The following is a 19334-nucleotide window of genomic DNA, read 5'->3' on the forward strand; positions in this document are numbered from 1 at the left end:
AGTCATATGGCGATGATCTCTCCGTGGCAAAAGGGACATGTTCCCCAACCCCACGGAGGCTTCCATGAATTCCGATCACGAAATCGAAGTGACAGAAGAAACCCCGGCTCCCGCCGAGGCGCTTGAATCCGCTTCCGAAACCATTCTCGATCATGCCGCCGCCGCAGCGGTCGAAGCCGCTGACCTGTCTGATGACGACGAAGATGAAGACGAAGAAGACGAAGACGACGCCGAGGACAGCGTGAAGGCTGAAGGCGACGAGTCCGAAGAAGATGACGACAAGGAAGAAGCGGCCTGATTTTTTTCGGCCGCCGAGTCTATCGATGGCAAGGCGGCGCTGAGGCGCCGCCTTTTCCTATCAGCCGTCCCCGAAGCCGACGGTCAGCCGTCCCCGGCGATAGTCAGTTCTCGAGAATGCTGACGCGCACGCTGTTTTCGTAGACATCGACCTGGATCAGCGGTTCGCCATTGACGATGGCGCGCTTGGTCGAGGAACTCATCGCGCCGCCGCGTTCCAGCATGCGCTGCAGGTCGGCGCGCTGGCCGTTGGTCCTGAACCAGCCATCAGCCTCGTCGTCGCTGTCACGGCGGTGGAATTTGTGCCAGTTGGCGCGGTCCTGCCGCACCATCTGCGCGGCATTGTCCAGCGCATAGCCGTCACTCGCCTGATGGTCGCGATCGGAAATGCGCGCGACATAGGATCCCAGCATATCGTCGGCATGAGCCGCGACGACGCCAAGCAATGACGCCAGCAGAAGGCCTGCCCCGGTTACGATTCCAGATTTTCTCATGATCACCCCCCTTTACCCCTAGCGATGAAATCCCGTCTGCCAGAAATGCCTAGAACGGGGTTTGCCTGGCAATGGTGCGCCGGGCGCCAGACCACCGTCAAGTCACGCCATCGATGTCGGCTGTCTTTGAGCCGGGGCTATTTGGTGTAGCCGTTGGGAGGCATGTGCTGCCCTGCTGCCGGCGCCGGAGCGCTCGGCGGCGTGGGTTGGTTCTCGGCGTTCCCTGAGGGGGCTGCGGAGGCGGTGGCCGTTGCCGGCGCCGTGCCAGCGGCCGGCTCGGCACCTGTCGCTGGTGCAGCGGTTGGCGCCGGTGCAGGGAAATCGGGACCGGTAACGCCGCCACGAATGACCATCGGGCCTGGCTGGAAGCCGTGCCCGGTCGCGGGCTTGTCCGGGATCGCCGCCACCTTTTCATCGGTGACGTCGGGCTGCGCTTCCCCTTTTGCCACCACCGACAGCGCATCGCTGGCGTTGACCGCATCGGCGGTTCCAGGCTGGTTGGGGGCGCCGATCCTGACGATCGATGGTGTGGAGGATGGCGTGCCTGGAAAAACCAGGGATGACGCCTGGGCTTCGCCGGCCGCAACAGCAAGAATGATACCCAGCAGGATACGCGCAGACACTGATGTCGCTCCCCTTTGCCCAGAAGCTCTTCGATAGCAGGCCGGAATTGATGCCGGCTTTCGTGGAAACATAGCATTTTAGGGATTGATAAATCGCCAATGCTCCTGCTCGCCAACAATCGGTTACCCAACAGCGGCTTGCCCAACGGCCGCCATCGTACTACGCACCCCGCATCTGTGAGGTGACGAGAGTGGCTGAAATACTTGGCTCGGGCGAGGCGCTGGAGCGGGCGCTGGCGCTGCTCATGGAAGGCGATGTCGTCGCCATCCCGACGGAAACCGTCTACGGGCTGGCCGGCGACGCCACCAACGGCATCGGCGTGGCGCGCATCTTCGAAGCCAAGGGGCGCCCGCGCTTCAATCCGCTGATCGCCCATGTCGCGGATATGGCGATGGCAGAGCGCCTCGCGTTGTTCGATCCGCTGTCCAGGAAACTGGCGCTGGCATTCTGGCCAGGTCCGCTGACGCTGGTGCTGCCGCAACGGCCCGGCAACGGCATCCATCCGCTGGTCACCGCCGGGCTCGATACGATTGCCTTGCGCATGCCGAGGGGCTTTGGCGGCGAGCTGATCGCCAGGCTCGGCCGCCCGCTTGCAGCGCCCAGCGCCAATTCATCCGGCAAAATCAGCGCAACGACCGCGCAAGCGGTAGCGGCGGATCTCGGCACGCGCATAAAGCTGGTGGTCGATGGCGGCGCGACGCCGATCGGGCTGGAATCGACCATTGTCAAGGCCGAAGGGGACAGAATGCGGCTGCTGAGGCCCGGCGGCATCGCCGCCGAGGAGATCGAGGCGGCCATCGGCATGGAATTGTTGCGCGGCGGTGCCGCCGGCGTCGAGGCGCCGGGCATGCTCGCCTCGCACTACGCGCCGGGTGCCGCGATGCGGCTCAATGCCGGCGCGGTCGGCGAGGGCGAGGCTTTGCTCGGCTTCGGCGGTCAGAGGGCACAAGGCTGGCGCCGCGCCGAAGCCTTCCTCAATTTGTCCGAAACCGGGGACCTGCGCGAAGCGGCGAGCAATCTGTTCGCCTATATGCAGGAACTCGACCGCAGCGGCGCGCGGACCATCGCCGTCGAGCGTATTCCCTTCGACGGGCTCGGTGAAGCCATCAACGATCGGCTGTCGCGTGCCGCCGCCCCTCGTGACATCACGCAGCCCACACCATAGTTTTCCCCCATGACCGAAATCACAGAGACACTCGATCCCGCTCTCATCGATCGCTTCGCGGCGATCGTCGGCGACAAATATGCACTGCGCGACGAGCGTGATATCGCGCCTTACCTCATTGAGCGGCGCGGGCTCTGGCACGGCGCGACATCGCTGGTGCTGCGGCCGGGCAGCGTCGACGAAGTCAGCCGGATCATGCGGCTGGCGACGGAGACGGGAACGCCGATCGTGCCGCAAAGCGGCAACACCGGGCTGGTCGGCGCGCAGGTGCCGGACAGGTCCGGGCGCGAAATCGTCCTGTCGCTGTCGCGGCTCAACCGCATCCGCGAGATCGACGTCCTGTCCAACACCGTGACGGTCGAGGCCGGCGTCATCCTGCAGACGCTGCAGGAGGCAGCCGACGCCGCCGACCGGCTGTTCCCGCTGTCGCTGGCCGCGCAGGGCTCCTGCCAGATCGGCGGCAATCTTTCCTCCAATGCCGGCGGCACCGGCGTGCTTGCCTATGGCAATGCGCGCGAACTCTGTCTCGGTGTCGAGGTGGTGCTGCCGACCGGCGAGGTGTTCGACGATCTGCGCAAGCTGAAGAAGGACAACACCGGCTACGATCTGAAAAACCTGTTCGTCGGTGCCGAAGGCACGCTCGGCGTCATCACCGCCGCCGTGCTCAAGCTGTTCCCGAAGCCGAAGGGGCGCGAAGTCGCCTTCGCCGGCCTGTCGTCGCCCGAGGCCGCACTTTCGCTGTTCAGCCTGGCCATGGACCGTGCCGGGGCAGCACTCACCGCTTTCGAACTGATCGGCAGACGGCCATATGATTTCACGCTGGCGCATGCCCAGGGCGTGGTGCGGCCGCTGATCGAGGACTGGCCGTGGTATGTGCTGATGCAGATTTCATCAGGCCGTTCGTCGGAGGATTCGCGGGCGTTGATCGAGGACGTGCTCTCGGCCGGCCTTGAACAGGAATTCGTCGGCGACGCCGTCATTGCGGCGAGCCTCGGGCAGGGGGATGCCTTCTGGAATTTCCGCGAGCTGCTGCCCGAGGCGCAGAAGCCGGAAGGCGCCTCGATTAAGCACGACATTTCGGTGCCTATTGCATCGATCCCGCGCTTCATCGAAGAAGCCGCCGGCGCCGTGGCGTCGGTAAGTGCAGGCGCCCGCGTGGTCTGCTTCGGTCATATGGGCGACGGCAATCTCCACTACAACATTTCGCGGCCAGTCGACGGCGACGATGAGGCGTTCCTCGCTCTCTATCACCCCATGAACAAGGCGGTGCACGGTGTGGTGCGCAGCCTGCACGGTTCGATCTCGGCCGAGCATGGCATCGGCCAGTTGAAGCGCGACGAACTGATCGCCACCGCGCCGCCAATGGCGATCGATCTGATGCGAAGGGTGAAGGCCGCTTTCGACCCGGCCGGCATCATGAATCCGGGTAAGGTTATCTGAACCTTTCGACAAGTTGCGGCTGGTGGGATTCCGATAACCATCCCTGAGATCAGCAAAATTTAACCGACTTTCTTAAGCGGGGCGGTAAGGAGCCCGCGCTACTGTCTCAATACAAACGAGGCTGGAAAAACCGGCCCGGAGAGAACCGGACACCGGCTCTCAGGAGACAGACAGGAAGGCCACTCTATGAACACCGGACTGAAGCCAGTCTGGGCGGGACGCAACATGCGTCTCGACCCATTTCGCCTGCCGCAAGTGGTGAGCTACGCGACTCGCGACGACTACGGCGATGTAACCTTCACCATCGACCAGCGCGGCGCCGTGATCCGCCGCTTGCTCGAGATGAGCGGCCTGCCCGCGATCATCGTTCTGCCCTCCAATGCGTTCCGCGGCGTTGCCGCCCGCGCCATGGAAGACCCGGACGGCAATGTCACGGTGACCCTGGAACTCCTGCACAACGACCCGATGCTGTCGGTGCCGCTGCTGGTGGCCGACGATCTCGACGATGTCGCCGCCGACTGGCGCGCCTGGGCCGACGCTTACCGTCTGCCGATGCTGCTGATCGAATCGGACGGCGTTGCCCGCACCCTGGAAGAATCGCTCGGTGCCGCCATCAAGACGCTGCCGCCGCAGGACCGGCGCAAGGGGCGGATTTCGAACACGCGCCGCCCGCGTTTCCTCGCTCGCCGCAGGGCCGGCGCCCTCGGTCTCAGGCTGGTCATCGACGGCCAGGAGATCATTTCGAGGGATTAGCCTTCTTCTCCCCGTCCCTATACGGGGAGAAGTGCCCGGCAGGGCGATGAGGGGCAGCGCTGACCTAAGTGTTTGGCCACGACTTTAAGACTTAGTTGGGTATGCGTTGTGTCGCCGATGAATCTCTTGCCTCCCCTCCAAGGTCGGCGCTGCCCCTCATCCGGCTGCCGCCACCTTCTCCCCGTATAGTGACGGGGAGAAGGAAGACTAAACCAGCGGCTTCAGCGCCACCCACACAGCGCCGCCGATCAGACCAAGGAAGATCAGCCAGCCGACCTGGTTGTTCGACCTGAACAGCCGCAGGCATTGGTCCGGATTGTCGATATCCAACACGGCGATCTGCCGGGCCAAATGGGCGCCGGCGGCGATCAGTCCGGCCAGCGCCACCACCGGCGCCTGCGCCGACGCGAAGGCGATGGCGAAGCAGATCAGCGCGCCGCCATAAAGCCCGGCCAGCCACGCCTTGGTGTTGTCGCCAAACAGGCGTGCCGTCGAGCGCACGCCGACAATGGCGTCATCTTCCTTGTCCTGATGTGCGTAGATCGTGTCGTAGCCGATCACCCACAGGATCGAGCCGATATAAAGCATGATGGCAGGCCCATCGAGATCGCCGAACTCGACCGCCCATCCCATCAGCGCCCCCCAGGAAAAGGCAAGGCCGAGCACAAGTTGAGGCCAGTTGGTTATCCGCTTCATGAATGGATAGATGGCGATGACCGCCAGCGAACAGATGCCGAGCAGGACGGCGAAGCTGTTGAACTGGATGAGCACGACGAGGCCGACCAGGGCCTGCAGAACGAGAAACAGCCATGCCCGCCGGCGGGTCGCCTTGCCCGACGGCAGCGGTCGCGAGCGGGTGCGCTCCACCTGGCTGTCGATGTCCTCGTCGACGAGGTCGTTGTAGGTGCAGCCGGCGCCGCGCATGGCGATGGCCCCGACCAGGAAAAGCACGAGATACACTGGTGCCGGCAGCAGCGAGAGCAGCGGGTCGCCGGGACGCGGATAGGCGCTTGCCGCCAAGGCTGCCGACCACCAGCACGGCCACAGCAGCAACTGCCAGCCGATCGGCCTGTCCCATCGAGCAAGCTGCGCATAGGGCCATATCGAGCGCGGCAGCACGCGGTAGACCCAATGGCCGTTCGGCGCATCGGCGACACGGCCCTGGGCCGCTTTCGACTGGATATTTTCCATGTCCATGGAGTGGCAGCAGCGGCAGAAACCGTCAAGCGGCAAGCGGGAGAGTGGTGCCCGTCAGCCTTTCACGAGGCAAAGATGTCGCGGGTAGCGAACCAGTCCTTGGCCACCTCGACGAAGGCCAGCGCCGCATTCGACACACGCTGATGCGTGTCGTAGGTCAGCAGGATCCGCTGCATGGGCAGCGGATCGGACAGCGGCTTGCAGATGAGCGGCAGGCCGTCATAGCTGCGGTCGCCGTGCGGGCGGGTGTAACTGACCGCGACTCCGAAGCCGTTGGCGACCATGCTCCGCTGCAGTTCGAACGAGCTTGTCGTCGTATCGGCCACCGGCGAAAGGCCGCGGCTGCGAAACAGGTCGAGCATGTGCTGCCAGCTGTGCGGCTGATCCGTCGTGATCAGCGGATAGGCGGCCAGATCGGCAAGGCTGACCGTTGGGCGGTCCGCCAGGGCATGGCCTGCCGGCAACAGCGCGTGTGGACGAAGTTCGCGCAGCAGGATGCGGGCGAAATGCGTCGGCAGGCTGAGATCATAAGTCAGGCCGAGATCGATGGCCGCATCCCCCAGCCGTCGTCCCAGCGTCTCGAACGTCTCGTCGCGAACGACGATTTTGACGGCCGGATAGCGTTCGGAGAAGGCGCGGATCAAAGCCGGCGCGAAGAAAGGCGCCAAATCCTCGAAACATCCCAGCACCAACTCACCGCTGACAGCCGATTTGCTTGAACCCAGGCCGACGAGTTCTTCCGTTTCGGTGAGAACCTGCCTTGCCTTGGCCACGACGGCGCGGCCGAACGATGTCGGCGACACGCCGCTTCCGCGCTGGCGGACGAACAGCTTCTGGCCGAAATTCTTTTCGACCGCGTCAATGGCCACCGAGATCGACGGCTGCGAAACGTTCAGCATCTTTGCCGCGCCGGTGACGCTGCCGTGACGCGCCACGGCAACCAGGTAGCGCAGCTGCGTGAGGGTCACACTCATAGGGGCGCTCTATATGTCAGATCGAAAGTTATTATTTTAGCGAATGAAGAGGTGTTGCGATAGTGGCTTCATTCCAGAGGAGAACGCCATGGCTTCCCAGACTGCCACCATCGACGCCACCATGATCGGCGCGTCCACGATTGCCGACTATCAGCGTGACGGCGCTGTCTGCATTCGCGGCGCCTTCAAGGGCTGGGTCGACACGATTGCCGCCGGCATCGAACGCAACATGCAGAACCGCAGCGTCACCGCATCCGACATCGCCAACGGCCGCGGCAGTTTCTTCGATGACTACTGCAACTGGGAGCGCATCCCCGAATTCGTCAACCTTGTGCGGGGTTCGCCAGCCGCCGAACTGGCGGCGGCGGTGATGCAGTCGCGGACCGCGCAGTTCTTCCACGATCACGTGCTGGTCAAGGAACCCGGCACGCAGAAGCCGACGCCCTGGCATCAGGACATCCCCTACTATTTCGTCGATGGCCAACAGACGGTGAGCTTCTGGATCCCCATCGACCCGGTGAAGGAAGCGACGCTGCGCCTGATCGCCGGCTCGCACAAATGGGACAAGATGATCCTGCCGGTGCGCTGGCTCGACGACAGCAATTTCTATGCCGGCGAGGGCGACTATCTGCCGGTGCCAGATCCCGACAAGGATCCGTCGATGAAGGTGCTCGAATGGGAAATGGAGCCGGGCGACGCCATCCTGTTCGACTTCAGGACCGCGCATGGCGCGCGCGGCAACCTGACCGCGGCGCGGCGCCGGGCGCTGTCGCTGCGCTGGGTGGGTGACGATGCGCGCTATGTCGAGCGGCCGGGCCGCACCTCGCCGCCCTATCATGGCCACGGCATGCAGCCGGGCGAGAGGCTGCGCGAGGACTGGTTTCCGGTGGTCTACCAGGGCTGAAGCGAGGCCAGAAAATCGACGCCGATGTGCGCCGCCGATTTTCGGCTGGGGTAACGTTCCCGTGCGCAATTCCCATCAATGCGCCCGGATGCCTTGACCCGTCGCCCAGAGAGCAATAGCGGGTGCTCTAACGGATAGTCGGCATCAAGAGGTGGCCATGAACGTTCTTCTTCTCGGCTCCGGCGGCCGCGAACATGCGCTCGCCTGGAAGATCGCCGCATCACCGCTGCTGACAAAGCTCTATGCGGCTCCCGGCAATCCGGGCATCGGCAGCGAGGCTGAGTTGGTGAAGCTGGATTTAGCCGACCATGCCGCCGTGGCCGCGTTCTGCCGGGAGAAAAAAATCGACCTCGTCGTGGTCGGCCCGGAGGGGCCGCTGGTCGTCGGCATTGCCGACGATCTGCGCGCGCAAGGCATTCGCGTCTTCGGACCCTCCAAGGCTGCCGCACAGCTGGAAGGATCGAAAGGTTTCACCAAGGATCTCTGCGCCCGCTACAACATCCCGACCGCCGCCTATGGCCGTTTCAGTGACCTGGCCTCGGCCAAGGCCTATGTCGAAAAGACCGGAGCACCGATCGTCATCAAGGCCGACGGGCTCGCTGCCGGCAAGGGCGTCACCGTCGCCATGACGCCCAGTGAAGCACAGGCAGCACTCGATGCCTGCTTCGACGGTTCCTTCGGCGCCGCCGGCGCGGAAGTTGTGGTCGAGGAGTTCATGACCGGCGAGGAGGCGAGTTTCTTCTGCCTTTGCGACGGCACCACCGCACTGCCCTTCGGTACCGCGCAGGACCACAAGCGCGTCGGCGACGGCGACACCGGTCCCAACACCGGTGGCATGGGCGCCTATTCGCCGGCACCGGTGATGACGCCGGAACTGGTCGAGTGCACCATGCGCGAGATCATCGAGCCGACCATGCGCGGCATGGCCGAACTGGGGGCGCCGTTCTCCGGCGTGCTGTTTGCCGGGCTGATGATCACCGACAAGGGACCGAAGCTGATCGAATACAACACCCGTTTCGGCGATCCGGAATGCCAGGTGCTGATGATGCGGCTGAAGGATGATCTGCTGGTCCTGCTCAATGCGGCGACCGACGGCCAGCTTGCGCATACTTCGGTGCGCTGGCGCGACGAGGCCGCGCTCACCGTAGTAATGGCGGCGAGAGGCTATCCCGGCACGCCGGAAAAAGGCTCGGTCATCCGCGGCGTCGAAGACGCGGCGAGCGACGGCGTCCAGATCTTCCACGCCGGTACCGCCATCAATGGCGGCGCGCTGGTTGCCAATGGCGGCCGCGTCCTCAACGTGACGGCATCAGGCGCCACGGTCGGCGAGGCACAGAAACGAGCCTATGCCGCGCTTGACCGCATCGATTGGCCGGACGGGTTCTGCCGCCGCGATATCGGCTGGCAGGCCGTAGCGCGCGAACAGGGAACCTGAAGTTCCGCATTGGCTCACCGCTGGCCGCGATCGAGTTCGGTGGAAGCGGTGCTGAGTGGATCGGACACGGCAAAGGCAGCGTCGAGTTGTGCGGGTGAACGCCGTTCGGTCCGCTTCCAGGCGACATATTGGACAATGCCGAAGCTTGGCCGTCGCGGCACCGTCTTCACGACTGGCATGCGGAAGCCGTCGCGGAAACGGGACCAGCGTGTGCCCAACGCTGTAACCATGTCCTCGAGAGTCGGCGGCGCGGCCACAGACGCATAGGTGATGGTGACATTGCCGGCGAGGCCGGCCTCGCGTGAAACCGGTAGCGGTATCGAGGCGAGATAGTCCGGCGGCACGTCGATAAGCCCACCGAACGGCCATTGCGTGCGCAGCGTGGCGGCGTCTGTCGGCGCGACATTCACGTCTATGTCGATAGGCGTGCCGGCAACCCTGTAAGGGCAGCGGAAACGGCCGCAATTGGCTTGCGCCGAAAACTGCCACAGCGCGTAGCCTTGCCAGTTGCCCATCGGAAAATGCACGTCGATGTCGTTGGTGTAGCGCGCATACCAAAGCGGCAGCCGCGACAGGAGCCGGTATCGGTAGCTGTTGTCGGCAATGTAGCGGGCGGTCTTGCCGTTGGTGTACAGCACCGGGAAACGGCCGATGCGCCGATGCACCTGGCGTACGAACTCCTCGGCATCGTCGAGCGACATCCATTGCGAGGGGTCATTGCCCTCGATGTCGAGAGCCATGAGATCGTCCGGCGCAGGCTCGGCGAAATCGAGGAAATTGTTCGCCTGCTCGACCGGATTGCCGGGACGGGCAAGGTGATAGGCGCCCCATTTCAGGCCGAGTGCCTTGGCCACCACCCGGCGCGTCTGGAACAGTTCGCGCGTCACCGCATGACGTTTCCACAGCGCCTTGCAAAGCTTTACCTCAATGTCGTTGCCCAGGCAGAAATAGGCCGGCGGCATGCCGTCGGAGGCCTTGTTGATGAAGCCGACGACCCGCTTGTCGGTGGCGAGCTGGGCCCAGTCGATGGAATTATATTCGTAGGCATCGACGACCAGAGCGCGGTCGGCGTTCTTCCACGGCTCGGAAAAATCCGAGGCCGTTGCCGCCGTCGAAAGCGCCATCGTCGCCGCAAGAGCGAGGATCGCCAGCGCATGCCGGCCAAAAGTATGCAGCGGTTTTGGGGCAACGACATGCGCAGGAAACAGAGGCTTGAAGGGTGTCGGTACGACACTCTTCAAGCGGCGAAGGAGGCGCGCCGTCCTTTTCAAAACAGGGAATCCCCGTTGATCAAAAACAAATCCTGAACGGCTATGGTTAAGGAAGTGCTTTCGGGGGCTGGCCTCAGAAAAGCTGGCGACGCATCAGCTGCTAGAATTCAAACGGGTCAGGCGCCGGCTCTTGCCGCAGCGTGCCTTCGGCGGCGCGTTTGCGGTGGTGGGCGAGCGAGCATTGCGGCGAGCACAAAATGCCGCGATCCGACCAGTAGGCGGCACCGTGGTCCAGTCTGCCCCCATGGTAGCAGAACCCCTCCGCTCGATAGGGCAGGCCGCATTCGATGCAGCGGTAGGCGTCGGGTCTGGCAAGCATGGGCGGTTCCGGTTGGCTGGTTCTGATTGCATCGCCGGTCGACTTGATCCGGCACGGGTTGAACTTAATACGCGCCGCCGCGATTGCAAAATCCGCGTGACAAAATTTGACGTTTACGTAAAAAGAAGATGGGAGACCGCTGATACGGCGGGTGGTTTTGCAGCGGCACCGGTTCTAGGGTTGGGCAGGCCGAGGCATCAGGAGGAGTGGGCGGCATGTATAGGGCACCGGTCGAGGATATCGCCTTCACGCTCAAGCACGTGGCCGGCATGAAGTCGGCGCTCGATGCCGGCACCTTCGGCGATCTCGGCGAGGATCTGGTCGATGCCGTTCTTGGGGAGGCCGGCCGCTTCGCCACCGAAGAAGTCGCACCGCTCTACAAGATCGGCGATCGGCAAGGTGCCGTGCTGAAAGACGCTGCCGTCACCACACCGCCCGGCTGGAAGGAACTCTATCGCCGCTGGATCGATGGCGGCTGGAATGCGCTCTCGGGGCCTGAGGAATATGGCGGCGAGGCGCTGCCGACCATGCTCGGCGTCGCCGCGCTCGAAATGTGGAACTCCGCCGCCATGGCCTTCGGCATCGGCCCGACGCTGACCATGGGCGCGGTCGAGGCGCTCGACAAACACGCCTCCGAAGACCTCAAGGCCAAATATCTCGAAAAGCTCGTCTCCGGCGAGTGGATGGGCACGATGAACCTGACCGAGCCGCAAGCCGGCTCGGATCTCGCCGCCTTGCGCGCCCGCGCCGAGCCGGCGGGTGACGGCAGCTATCGCATCTTCGGCCAAAAAATCTTCATCACCTATGGCGAGCACGATTTCACCGACAACATCATCCATCTCGTGCTGGCAAGGCTGCCCGATGCACCGGCCGGCACGCGCGGCATATCGTTGTTCCTGGTGCCGAAATTCCTGGTTGGCGACGATGGCGCGCTCGGTGCCCGCAACGACGTCTTCTGTTCCGGACTTGAGCATAAACTCGGAATCCATGCCTCGCCGACCTGCACCATGATCTATGGCGACGGCTTCGAAGGGGCCGAACCCGGCGCCGTCGGCTGGCTGATCGGCGAGGAGAACAAGGGGCTCGCCTGCATGTTCACCATGATGAACAATGCGCGGCTTTGTGTCGGCATGCAGGGGGTGGCGGTCGCGGAAGCCGCAACGCAGAAGGCGATCGCCTATGCCAATGAGCGCCGGCAGGGCAAGGCCGCGAGCTACACTGGCACGGGTATGGCGCCTATCGTCCATCACCCCGATGTCCAGCGTAACCTGTTGACCATGAAGGCGCTGACCCAGACCGCACGCGCCATCAGCTATTCCTGTGCCCACGCCATCGACATGGCCCGTGTCTCCGCCGGTGACGAGGCGGCATACTGGCGCGATCGCGCCAATCTGCTGACGCCGCTGGCCAAGGCGTTCTCGACCGATATCGGCGTCGAGGTTGCCTCGCTCGGCCTCCAGGTTCATGGCGGCATGGGCTTCATCGAGGAGACGGGAGCGGCCGCCTTCTATCGCGATGCGCGCATCGCCCCGATTTACGAGGGCACCAACGGTATCCAGGCGATCGATCTGGTGATGCGCAAGCTGCCGCTCGGCGGTGGCGACCATGTGCATGGTTACATCGCCGAACTGGCTGATATGGCCGCAGCGGTGCGGACCTCGAACATGCAGGGTTTCGGCCGCACCGCCGACGCTCTCGACGCGGCACTTGGCGATCTCAGCGAAGCGACCCGCTTCCTGCAAAAACTGACGGCCGATGGCCGATCGGAAGAGGCGCTGGCAGGCGCCACGCCCTATCTCAGGCTGATCTCGCTTGCCGCCGGCGGCGCCTATCTGGCGCGCGGTGCTCTTGCCGATCACAACCGCATAGCGCTTTGCCGTTTCTTTGCCGAAAACCTGCTCGGCGAGGTCAGCGCCTTGAGGGCGCGCGTCATCGATGGCGCCGAAAGCCTCGCCGCTGCCGGCAAGACGCTCGTCTCTGCCTGACGTTTCACAAGGAAAACACCGTGACAGACCATATCCTCGTCGAGCGCCAGGGCGCCATCCAGATCATCCGCATGAATCGGCCGGACAAGAAGAACGCGCTGACGCGCGCCATGTATGCGAAAATGTCAAAAACCCTGGCCGAGGGCGACGCCGACCCGGCCATCCGCGTCCATGTCTTTCTCGGCGTGCCCGGCGCCTTCTCCTCCGGCAACGACCTTGCCGACTTCATGGTCGTCGCCACCGGCGGCGACGGCGGCACCGAAGTCTGGGATTTCCTGATGGCGCTGGCCAAGGTCGAAAAACCCATGGTCTCCGGCGTCGACGGCATCGCGGTCGGCATCGGCACGACGCTCAACCTGCATTGCGACCTGACTTTCGCCACGCCACGCACCGTGTTCAGGACGCCTTTCGTCGACCTGGGCCTTGTGCCTGAAGCGGGATCGAGCCTGCTGGCACCGCGCATTCTGGGCCAGCAAGCCGCTTTCGCGCTGCTCGGTCTTGGCGAGGGTTTTTCGGCCGAGCGCGCCAAGGCCGCCGGCCTGATCTACGAGGTGGTCGAGGAAGCAGCGCTGGAGGCTTCGGTATTGGCGGCAGCCGGCCAGATCGCCGCCAAGCCACCACAGGCGTTGAAGATCGCGCGCAACCTGATGCGTGGCTCGCGCGACGATCTCGTCGCCCGCATCGGCGAGGAAAGCGAGCATTTTCGCGAGCGGCTGAAGTCCGATGAGGCGCGCGCCGCACTCACCGCGTTCATGACGAGAAAGAAATCGTAAGTGGAAGCAGCCGATCTCCCCCACGAGGGGGGAGATTGGCGCTTCAGGGATAAAGCCTGGTCTTGTCCCAGCCGTCCTTCGCACTGCGCGTAAAAACGAGCCGGTCGTGCAGCCGGAACGGCCTGTCGTGCCAGAACTCGATGGTGCTGGGCACGATGCGGAAGCCGGACCAGTGCTTTGGCCGCGGGATTTCGCCGATCGGATAGCGTGCCGTGTATTCCGCCACCGCTTTCTCCAGCGCAAAGCGGCTTTCCAGCGGCCGCGATTGTTTCGAGGCCCAGGCGCCGATGCGGCTGCCGCGCGGCCGTGTCGCATAGTAGGCGTCGGCTTCGGCGTCGCTGACGATCTCCACCGGTCCGCGAATGCGCACCTGGCGGCGCAGCGACTTCCAATGGAAACACATCGCCGCCTTCATGCTGCCAAGAATCTCCTGGCCCTTGGCGCTCTCGAAATTCGTGTAGAAGACAAACCCGCTTTCATCGAACCCCTTGAGCAACACCATACGCACATCCGGCATGCCGTCGGCATCGACGGTCGCCAGAGCCACGCCGTTGGGGTCGTTCGGCTCGCTTTTCGTGGCGTCGTCCAGCCATGCGGCAAAGAGGCGAAACGGCTCGGCAGCCTCGGTAAAGTCACCGCTTGTTAACTCAGTGTCACTCATAGTTTTTCTCAAATTGTCACGAAGCCAAGATTCTTACAAAACCAAGATTCTTTACGAAGCAAGGGGGAGGCTGCCGATTGTCGCGTATCGCGCAAGCTTTTGACAGCAGGCAATTGAGCGTTATCGCTTCGGCCAGCGCGAAAGCCGCGATTGTGGCGGTCGCCTTGCCGCTTGCCGCGTGTGGCGCCGGCGGCTTCAGCCTGGAAAAAGCCGAAGTCGACCGCTCGATCCTGACCAGCAGCACGTCTGCTTCGGGCGCGCCGGCCAATCTGGATCGCGACTCCGACCAGACGACGATCGGCAATGCGGTTTCCTCGGCCGATATCGAGCAGCTCGGCGGGCAGGCCGTGCCGTGGGCCAATGCCGGCACCGGCTCGCGCGGTTCCATCACCGACCTGGCGGAGTTGAAGGACAACGGCCAGACCTGCCGCCGCTTCAAGGCCTCGCGCGAAAGTTTTGACGGCGTTGCCATGTTCGAAGGCGAACTGTGCCTGGCCAGCGCCGGCGGCTGGCGCATGCAGGACTTCAACGCGCTCTGATTTTCCGCGTCCGATATGATGCTCCAGCACTGGAATTTCTTCCTATGCGAGCGCATATAGGAGGCAATCAGAGACTCAACTCTTCTCCAGGGCAGTAAGCATGCGCGACCCCTATGAGGTGCTGGGCGTTGCCAGGAACGCACCGGCCAAGGACATAAAGTCGGCGTACCGGAAACTCGCCAAGAAGCATCATCCGGACCAGAATCCGAATGATCCCAAGGCGAAGGACCGTTTTGCCGCGGCCAACCAGGCCTACGAGATCGTCGGCGACGAAAAGAATCGCGCCGCTTTCGATCGCGGCGAGATCGACGCCGACGGCAAGGCGCGATTCCAGGGCTTTGAGGGCGCTGCCGGTGGCGGCGATCCCTTCGGCGGCTTCCGTCGGCAGCAGGGTCCGGGCGGTTCGCGGTTCGAATTCCGCTCCGGCCGACCGGGTGGCGATCCGTTCGACGGCAACAGCGACATCTTCAGCCAGATTTTTGGCGACACTTTTTCGGGCGCGCGCGGTCCCGGCACGGGCGATCGCCGCCAGCAGGCGACAGCAGCCGATCTGAACGTGACGCTCGACGTCACCATCGAGGAAGCGGCGACCGCCGAAAAGGTGACGGCGATGTTCCCCGACGGCCGCAAGGTGGCGGTCAAGCTGCCGGCCTATGTCGAGGATGGCCAGACCATCCGCCTCAAGGGCCAAGGCGAGCAGGGGCCGGGCCAGCCAGGCGACGCGCTGGTCAAGATCCATCTGCGCCGACATCCACGCTACCGCATCGAGGGCCGCGACCTGCACGCCGATCTGCCGGTGGCCCTGGCGGATGCGGTGCTCGGCGCCAAGGTGCCGGTCGAGACGCCGACCGGCAGGCTTGCGGTCAACATTCCTGCCTGGTCGAGCTCCGACAAGGTCCTGCGGCTGAAGGGCAGAGGCCTGCCGGAAAAGGCCGGCGGCCACGGGGATCTCTACGCTCATGTGCGTATCATGCTGCCGGAAGGCGGCGACAGCGCGCTCGAAGAGCTGTTGCGCGGCCAAAAAGGCTGATCGGCGGCTTTTGTCCCCCGAACTGTCCGGTTTGGACGCTTGAAGGGGCTCTGTGCCTGTGCGATAGGGCAACCCACAAAGCTGAAATCTTGCGGAGAGCGCTCACATGGCGGGTGGACAGGGCCTAATGGCCGGCAAGCGCGGCCTCATTCTTGGCGTCGCCAACAATAGGTCGATCGCCTATGGCATCGCCAAGTCGTGCGTCGACCATGGCGCCGAGATCGCGCTGACCTATCAGGGCGAGGCGTTCAAGAAGCGCGTCGAGCCGCTGGCGGCGGAACTGGGCGCCTTTGTCGCCGGCCATTGCGACGTCACCGACCCGGCGAGCCTGGACGAGGTTTTCGCCAATGTCGCCAAACATTGGGGCAAGCTTGATTTCCTCGTCCACGCCATCGCCTTCTCCGACAAGGACGAGCTGACCGGCCGCTATGTCGAGACGACGCGCGACAATTTCCTGCGCACCATGGACATTTCGGTCTATTCCTTCACCACCATAGCCAAGCGCGCCGAGGCGCTGATGACCAATGGCGGCTCGTTGCTGACGCTGACCTACTACGGCGCCGAAAAGGTCATGCCGCACTACAACGTCATGGGTGTCGCCAAGGCGGCGCTCGAGGCCAGCGTGCGCTACCTGGCGGTCGACCTAGGCGCCAAGAAGATCCGCGTCAACGCCATCTCGGCCGGCCCGATCAAGACGTTGGCCGCCTCCGGCATCGGCGACTTCCGCTACATCCTGAAGTGGAACGAGTACAATTCGCCGCTGAAGCAGACGGTCACGCAGGAGGAAGTCGGCGATTCCGGCGTCTATTTCCTGTCCGACCTGTCGCGCGGCGTCACCGGTGAAGTGCACCACGTCGATTCGGGCTACCACGTCGTCGGCATGAAGGCGGTCGACGCGCCTGATATTTCGACGGTCAAGGACTAACGCCCGGCCAACCGTCGTCCGTCCCGATCCCGCACCGGAAGACCTGATGTACCCGCTGGTTTATATCGCGCGCCACGGCCAGACCGCGTGGAACGCCGAAATGCGACTTCAGGGGCAGGCCGATACCGATCTCAACGCTCTTGGCCGCGAACAGGCGACCGGCAACGGGCTTCGGCTAGCCGCGTTGGTCCCAAATCCCTGGGAATTCGATTTCCTCGCCAGTCCGATGAAACGGACGCGCGAAACGATGCAGCGTATTCGCGCCGCGATGAAGCTCGATCCGGATGCCTATCGAACCGATCCGCGCCTCGTCGAAGTCAATTTCGGCGATTGGCAGGGATTTACCTTTCCCGAGCTCGAGACAGGATATCCCGGAGCAAGCAGGACGCGCGCTCTGGACAAATGGAACTTTCAGCCGCCCGGCGAAGGTGCGGAGAGCTATCAGATGCTGCTCGAACGGGTGAGGCCATGCTTCGACGCGATCGAACGCCAGACGATATGCGTGACCCATGGCGGCGTCATGCGCACCTTGTTTCGCTTCGTTCTGGGGCTGGCCGAGGACGAGGCCGCGAACCTGGAAATACCGCAGGATCGCCTGCTCAAGCTCGAAGGCAAGAGTCTGGAGTGGCTTTAATGCATGTCGCCCAAAAGTGACCCCGGTTTTGGGAGAACGACATGCATAAAACAAAGACCTAAAGCGGGTCGCCTGAATCCGTTCAGACGCGACACGCTTTAGGCCATTGGCAGGCGGCTCGGCGAAAGCTGAACCGCAAACACAGCATTCAATTGAGGTTGGAAGCTCTAGTTGGCAGAGCTGTCCGGCAGTTCCATGTCGGTGACGATGTTTTCGCCATTGGTCACATCGTAGGCGATGACGATGTCCATGCCCGGCTTCAGCGCGTCGAGATCGGTCTCGGCGTTCAGCTTGTAGGACTTGCCGTCATCCAGCGTCAGCGTCGCCGTATCCTTGTCGATCTTCTTGATCAGGCCTTCGGTCTGGCCGGCGAAAGCGGCGGTGGAAAGCAGCAGCGTGGCGGCAATGGCGCCAATCAGGGTACGCATGATCGTTCCTCTTTATCATTGCGCCGGCATGGCGGCGGGCGTTCAACGGCGGATGGAGCAGAGCAGAAACCAACCGAATGTGTCAAAACTAAATCCGCCAGATCACAGTTTGACCCCTGTGAAAAACGCCAATAGAAGGCAACCTACAGCGCCGCGCGTCCTCTTGGACGTGCAAAGGACGCTGTAGCATTGTTGATTTTGCGCATGATCCTTTCCGAAAATCGCTCCGATTTTCGGGGTCATGCGCCAAGCCGGCTCCGCTGCCGGGCAGGGTCATTTCATGTCTCACAACACGTTCGGCCACCTTTTCCGCGTCACCACCTGGGGGGAAAGCCATGGTCCGTCGCTCGGCTGCGTGGTCGACGGCTGTCCGCCCGGCATCCGCTTCACTCGAGCCGACATCCAGGCCGAACTCGACAAGCGCCGGCCGGGGCAATCACGTTTCGTCACGCAGCGTCGCGAACCGGATGAAGTGAAGGTGCTGTCCGGCTTCATCTTCGACGAGGACGGCGAGACGATGATCACCACCGGCACGCCGGTGTCGATGCTGATCGAGAATGTCGACCAGCGTTCAAAGGATTATGGCGAGATCGCCCGCCAATACCGGCCGGGCCATGCCGATTACACCTATGACGTCAAATACGGCGTGCGCGATTATCGCGGCGGCGGCCGCTCCTCGGCCCGCGAGACGGCAGCCAGGGTGGCGGCCGGTGCCTTGGCGCGCAAGGTGGTTCCGGGCGTTGTGGTGCGCGGCGCGCTGGTGTCGATGGGCGAAAAATCCATAGACCGCGCCAACTGGAACTGGAATTTCATCGGCGATGCCGAAAATCCGTTCTTCACCCCCGATCCGGCCTCCGTACCCGTCTTCACCCAGTATCTCGACGGCATCCGCAAGGCGGGCTCCTCGGTCGGGGCGGTGATCGAGATCGTCGCCGACGGCGTTCCGCCAGGCCTCGGCGCGCCGATCTATGCCAAGCTCGATCAGGACATCGCCTCCGGCCTGATGTCGATCAACGCGGTCAAGGGCGTCGAGATCGGCAACGGCTTCGAGGCCGCCCGCATCACCGGCGAGCAGAATGCCGACGAGATGCGCATCGGCAATGACGGCAAGCCGGTGTTCCTGTCCAACAATGCCGGCGGCATCCTCGGCGGCATCTCGACCGGCCAGGCGATCGTCGCTCGTTTCGCCGTGAAGCCGACCTCCTCGATCCTGACGCCGCGAAAGTCGATCGACAAGGACGGCAAGGACGTCGAGATCATGACCAAGGGTCGCCACGACCCATGCGTCGGCATCCGCGCCGTGCCGATCGGCGAAGCAATGGTTGCCTGTGCTATCGCCGATCATTATCTGCGGCATCGGGGACAGACGGGAAGGGAATAGGGGAATAGGGGAATAAGGGAATAGGGGAATATGTTGCGCTCTTAGCCCGGCCGGCCAATCTTTTTGCTTTTCCCTATTCCCGTACTGCCCTACTCCCTTATTCCC

21 protein-coding genes are annotated in these 19334 nt (G+C 63.5%); 13 read left to right on the forward strand and 8 right to left on the reverse strand.

Annotation, left to right across the window (positions count from 1 at the left end; genetic code table 11):
- Positions 1–64: 64 nt before the first annotated feature.
- Positions 65–298: an ATPase gene (locus AC0L24_RS02080; protein WP_292679043.1), complete on the forward strand. Its 234-nt coding sequence runs from the start codon at positions 65–67 to the stop codon at positions 296–298.
- A 103-nt stretch (positions 299–401) separates the two neighbouring features.
- Here the strand turns inward: AC0L24_RS02080 and AC0L24_RS02085 are convergent, their stop codons facing one another.
- Together AC0L24_RS02085 and AC0L24_RS02090 are read right to left on the reverse strand one after the other, a co-directional pair.
- Positions 402–791: a hypothetical protein gene (locus AC0L24_RS02085; RefSeq protein WP_127271781.1), complete on the reverse strand. Its 390-nt coding sequence runs from the start codon at positions 789–791 to the stop codon at positions 402–404.
- A gap of 137 nt (positions 792–928) precedes the next feature.
- On the reverse strand, positions 929–1414 hold the full coding sequence (locus tag AC0L24_RS02090) for a hypothetical protein (protein ID WP_127398982.1): 486 nt from the start codon (positions 1412–1414) through the stop codon (positions 929–931).
- Positions 1415–1605: 191 nt separating this feature from the next.
- On the opposite strand from AC0L24_RS02090, the gene AC0L24_RS02095 reads away from it, so the two are divergent.
- The 3 genes from AC0L24_RS02095 (at position 1606) to AC0L24_RS02105 (ending at position 4773) form a co-directional block, all read left to right on the forward strand.
- Complete coding sequence (locus tag AC0L24_RS02095) at positions 1606–2580, forward strand: L-threonylcarbamoyladenylate synthase (protein ID WP_127811016.1); 975 nt, start codon at positions 1606–1608, stop codon at positions 2578–2580.
- Between the two features lie 9 nt (positions 2581–2589).
- Complete coding sequence (locus tag AC0L24_RS02100; RefSeq protein ID WP_127811015.1) at positions 2590–4020, forward strand: FAD-binding oxidoreductase; 1431 nt, start codon at positions 2590–2592, stop codon at positions 4018–4020.
- Positions 4021–4206: 186 nt separating this feature from the next.
- On the forward strand, positions 4207–4773 hold the full coding sequence (locus tag AC0L24_RS02105; RefSeq protein WP_127328402.1) for a DUF6101 family protein: 567 nt from the start codon (positions 4207–4209) through the stop codon (positions 4771–4773).
- 207 nt (positions 4774–4980) lie between these two features.
- Here AC0L24_RS02105 and ubiA read toward each other — a convergent pair whose 3' ends face one another.
- Together ubiA and AC0L24_RS02115 are read right to left on the reverse strand one after the other, a co-directional pair.
- Positions 4981–5964, reverse strand: a complete 984-nt coding sequence (ubiA, locus tag AC0L24_RS02110) for a 4-hydroxybenzoate octaprenyltransferase (protein WP_292679118.1) — start codon at positions 5962–5964, stop codon at positions 4981–4983.
- Between the two features lie 68 nt (positions 5965–6032).
- Complete coding sequence (locus tag AC0L24_RS02115; protein WP_292335856.1) at positions 6033–6944, reverse strand: LysR family transcriptional regulator; 912 nt, start codon at positions 6942–6944, stop codon at positions 6033–6035.
- Between the two features lie 88 nt (positions 6945–7032).
- Here AC0L24_RS02115 and AC0L24_RS02120 point away from each other — a divergent pair, with 88 nt between their 5' ends.
- Both AC0L24_RS02120 and purD read left to right on the forward strand, forming a co-directional pair.
- Positions 7033–7848: a phytanoyl-CoA dioxygenase family protein gene (locus tag AC0L24_RS02120; protein ID WP_292679028.1), complete on the forward strand. Its 816-nt coding sequence runs from the start codon at positions 7033–7035 to the stop codon at positions 7846–7848.
- A gap of 157 nt (positions 7849–8005) precedes the next feature.
- On the forward strand, positions 8006–9283 hold the full coding sequence (gene purD / locus AC0L24_RS02125) for a phosphoribosylamine--glycine ligase (protein WP_292679025.1): 1278 nt from the start codon (positions 8006–8008) through the stop codon (positions 9281–9283).
- A gap of 14 nt (positions 9284–9297) precedes the next feature.
- Here the strand turns inward: purD and AC0L24_RS02130 are convergent, their stop codons facing one another.
- Together AC0L24_RS02130 and AC0L24_RS02135 are read right to left on the reverse strand one after the other, a co-directional pair.
- Positions 9298–10407 (reverse strand): glycoside hydrolase family 25 protein, encoded by a 1110-nt coding sequence (locus AC0L24_RS02130; protein WP_164761764.1) that lies wholly within the window; start codon positions 10405–10407, stop codon positions 9298–9300.
- A 247-nt stretch (positions 10408–10654) separates the two neighbouring features.
- On the reverse strand, positions 10655–10873 hold the full coding sequence (locus AC0L24_RS02135) for a hypothetical protein (RefSeq protein ID WP_013532811.1): 219 nt from the start codon (positions 10871–10873) through the stop codon (positions 10655–10657).
- 215 nt (positions 10874–11088) lie between these two features.
- On the opposite strand from AC0L24_RS02135, the gene AC0L24_RS02140 reads away from it, so the two are divergent.
- Entirely contained in the window at positions 11089–12858 is a 1770-nt protein-coding gene (locus AC0L24_RS02140; protein ID WP_127397667.1) for an acyl-CoA dehydrogenase, read from the forward strand.
- Positions 12859–12878: 20 nt separating this feature from the next.
- The gene (locus AC0L24_RS02145) at positions 12879–13631 is read left to right on the forward strand and encodes a crotonase/enoyl-CoA hydratase family protein (protein ID WP_127397666.1); all 753 of its coding nucleotides are present in this window, start codon (positions 12879–12881) and stop codon (positions 13629–13631) included.
- Positions 13632–13674: 43 nt separating this feature from the next.
- On the opposite strand, the gene pdxH is transcribed toward AC0L24_RS02145, so the two are convergent.
- Complete coding sequence (gene pdxH / locus AC0L24_RS02150; RefSeq protein WP_127270335.1) at positions 13675–14292, reverse strand: pyridoxamine 5'-phosphate oxidase; 618 nt, start codon at positions 14290–14292, stop codon at positions 13675–13677.
- A gap of 77 nt (positions 14293–14369) precedes the next feature.
- Between pdxH and AC0L24_RS02155 the strand changes: the two genes are divergently transcribed.
- The 4 genes from AC0L24_RS02155 (at position 14370) to AC0L24_RS02170 (ending at position 17420) form a co-directional block, all read left to right on the forward strand.
- Positions 14370–14831, forward strand: a complete 462-nt coding sequence (locus AC0L24_RS02155) for an RT0821/Lpp0805 family surface protein (RefSeq protein WP_473563370.1) — start codon at positions 14370–14372, stop codon at positions 14829–14831.
- A 100-nt stretch (positions 14832–14931) separates the two neighbouring features.
- Entirely contained in the window at positions 14932–15861 is a 930-nt protein-coding gene (locus tag AC0L24_RS02160) for a DnaJ C-terminal domain-containing protein (RefSeq protein WP_473563371.1), read from the forward strand.
- Between the two features lie 106 nt (positions 15862–15967).
- A complete protein-coding gene (gene fabI, locus AC0L24_RS02165) occupies positions 15968–16786 on the forward strand; it encodes an enoyl-ACP reductase FabI (RefSeq protein ID WP_023808634.1) in 819 nt (272 codons plus the stop codon).
- A gap of 46 nt (positions 16787–16832) precedes the next feature.
- Positions 16833–17420, forward strand: a complete 588-nt coding sequence (locus AC0L24_RS02170; RefSeq protein ID WP_127328382.1) for a histidine phosphatase family protein — start codon at positions 16833–16835, stop codon at positions 17418–17420.
- A 167-nt stretch (positions 17421–17587) separates the two neighbouring features.
- Here the strand turns inward: AC0L24_RS02170 and AC0L24_RS02175 are convergent, their stop codons facing one another.
- Positions 17588–17848, reverse strand: coding sequence for a DUF1344 domain-containing protein (locus AC0L24_RS02175; RefSeq protein WP_027035965.1), 261 nt, complete (start codon positions 17846–17848; stop codon positions 17588–17590).
- A 280-nt stretch (positions 17849–18128) separates the two neighbouring features.
- On the opposite strand from AC0L24_RS02175, the gene aroC reads away from it, so the two are divergent.
- Positions 18129–19229: a chorismate synthase gene (aroC, locus tag AC0L24_RS02180; protein WP_473563372.1), complete on the forward strand. Its 1101-nt coding sequence runs from the start codon at positions 18129–18131 to the stop codon at positions 19227–19229.
- Positions 19230–19334: the final 105 nt, after the last annotated feature.

The organism is Mesorhizobium sp. WSM4809 (assembly GCF_055811655.1).

Excerpts from the sequence above, each read along its gene's own strand:
- AC0L24_RS02130 (WP_164761764.1), bottom strand. The coding sequence starts at position 10,407 with ATGGCGCTTTCGACGGCGGCAACGGCCTCGGATTTTTCCGAGCCGTGG.
- ubiA (WP_292679118.1), bottom strand. The coding sequence starts at position 5,964 with ATGGAAAATATCCAGTCGAAAGCGGCCCAGGGCCGTGTCGCCGATGCG.
- AC0L24_RS02100 (WP_127811015.1), top strand. The coding sequence starts at position 2,590 with ATGACCGAAATCACAGAGACACTCGATCCCGCTCTCATCGATCGCTTC.
- AC0L24_RS02170 (WP_127328382.1), top strand. The coding sequence starts at position 16,833 with ATGTACCCGCTGGTTTATATCGCGCGCCACGGCCAGACCGCGTGGAAC.
- AC0L24_RS02135 (WP_013532811.1), bottom strand. The coding sequence starts at position 10,873 with ATGCTTGCCAGACCCGACGCCTACCGCTGCATCGAATGCGGCCTGCCC.
- aroC (WP_473563372.1), top strand. The coding sequence starts at position 18,129 with ATGTCTCACAACACGTTCGGCCACCTTTTCCGCGTCACCACCTGGGGG.
- purD (WP_292679025.1), top strand. The coding sequence starts at position 8,006 with ATGAACGTTCTTCTTCTCGGCTCCGGCGGCCGCGAACATGCGCTCGCC.
- AC0L24_RS02080 (WP_292679043.1), top strand. The coding sequence starts at position 65 with ATGAATTCCGATCACGAAATCGAAGTGACAGAAGAAACCCCGGCTCCC.
- pdxH (WP_127270335.1), bottom strand. The coding sequence starts at position 14,292 with ATGAGTGACACTGAGTTAACAAGCGGTGACTTTACCGAGGCTGCCGAG.
- fabI (WP_023808634.1), top strand. The coding sequence starts at position 15,968 with ATGGCGGGTGGACAGGGCCTAATGGCCGGCAAGCGCGGCCTCATTCTT.
- AC0L24_RS02120 (WP_292679028.1), top strand. The coding sequence starts at position 7,033 with ATGGCTTCCCAGACTGCCACCATCGACGCCACCATGATCGGCGCGTCC.
- AC0L24_RS02140 (WP_127397667.1), top strand. The coding sequence starts at position 11,089 with ATGTATAGGGCACCGGTCGAGGATATCGCCTTCACGCTCAAGCACGTG.
- AC0L24_RS02160 (WP_473563371.1), top strand. The coding sequence starts at position 14,932 with ATGCGCGACCCCTATGAGGTGCTGGGCGTTGCCAGGAACGCACCGGCC.
- AC0L24_RS02085 (WP_127271781.1), bottom strand. The coding sequence starts at position 791 with ATGAGAAAATCTGGAATCGTAACCGGGGCAGGCCTTCTGCTGGCGTCA.
- AC0L24_RS02115 (WP_292335856.1), bottom strand. The coding sequence starts at position 6,944 with ATGAGTGTGACCCTCACGCAGCTGCGCTACCTGGTTGCCGTGGCGCGT.
- AC0L24_RS02175 (WP_027035965.1), bottom strand. The coding sequence starts at position 17,848 with ATGCGTACCCTGATTGGCGCCATTGCCGCCACGCTGCTGCTTTCCACC.
- AC0L24_RS02105 (WP_127328402.1), top strand. The coding sequence starts at position 4,207 with ATGAACACCGGACTGAAGCCAGTCTGGGCGGGACGCAACATGCGTCTC.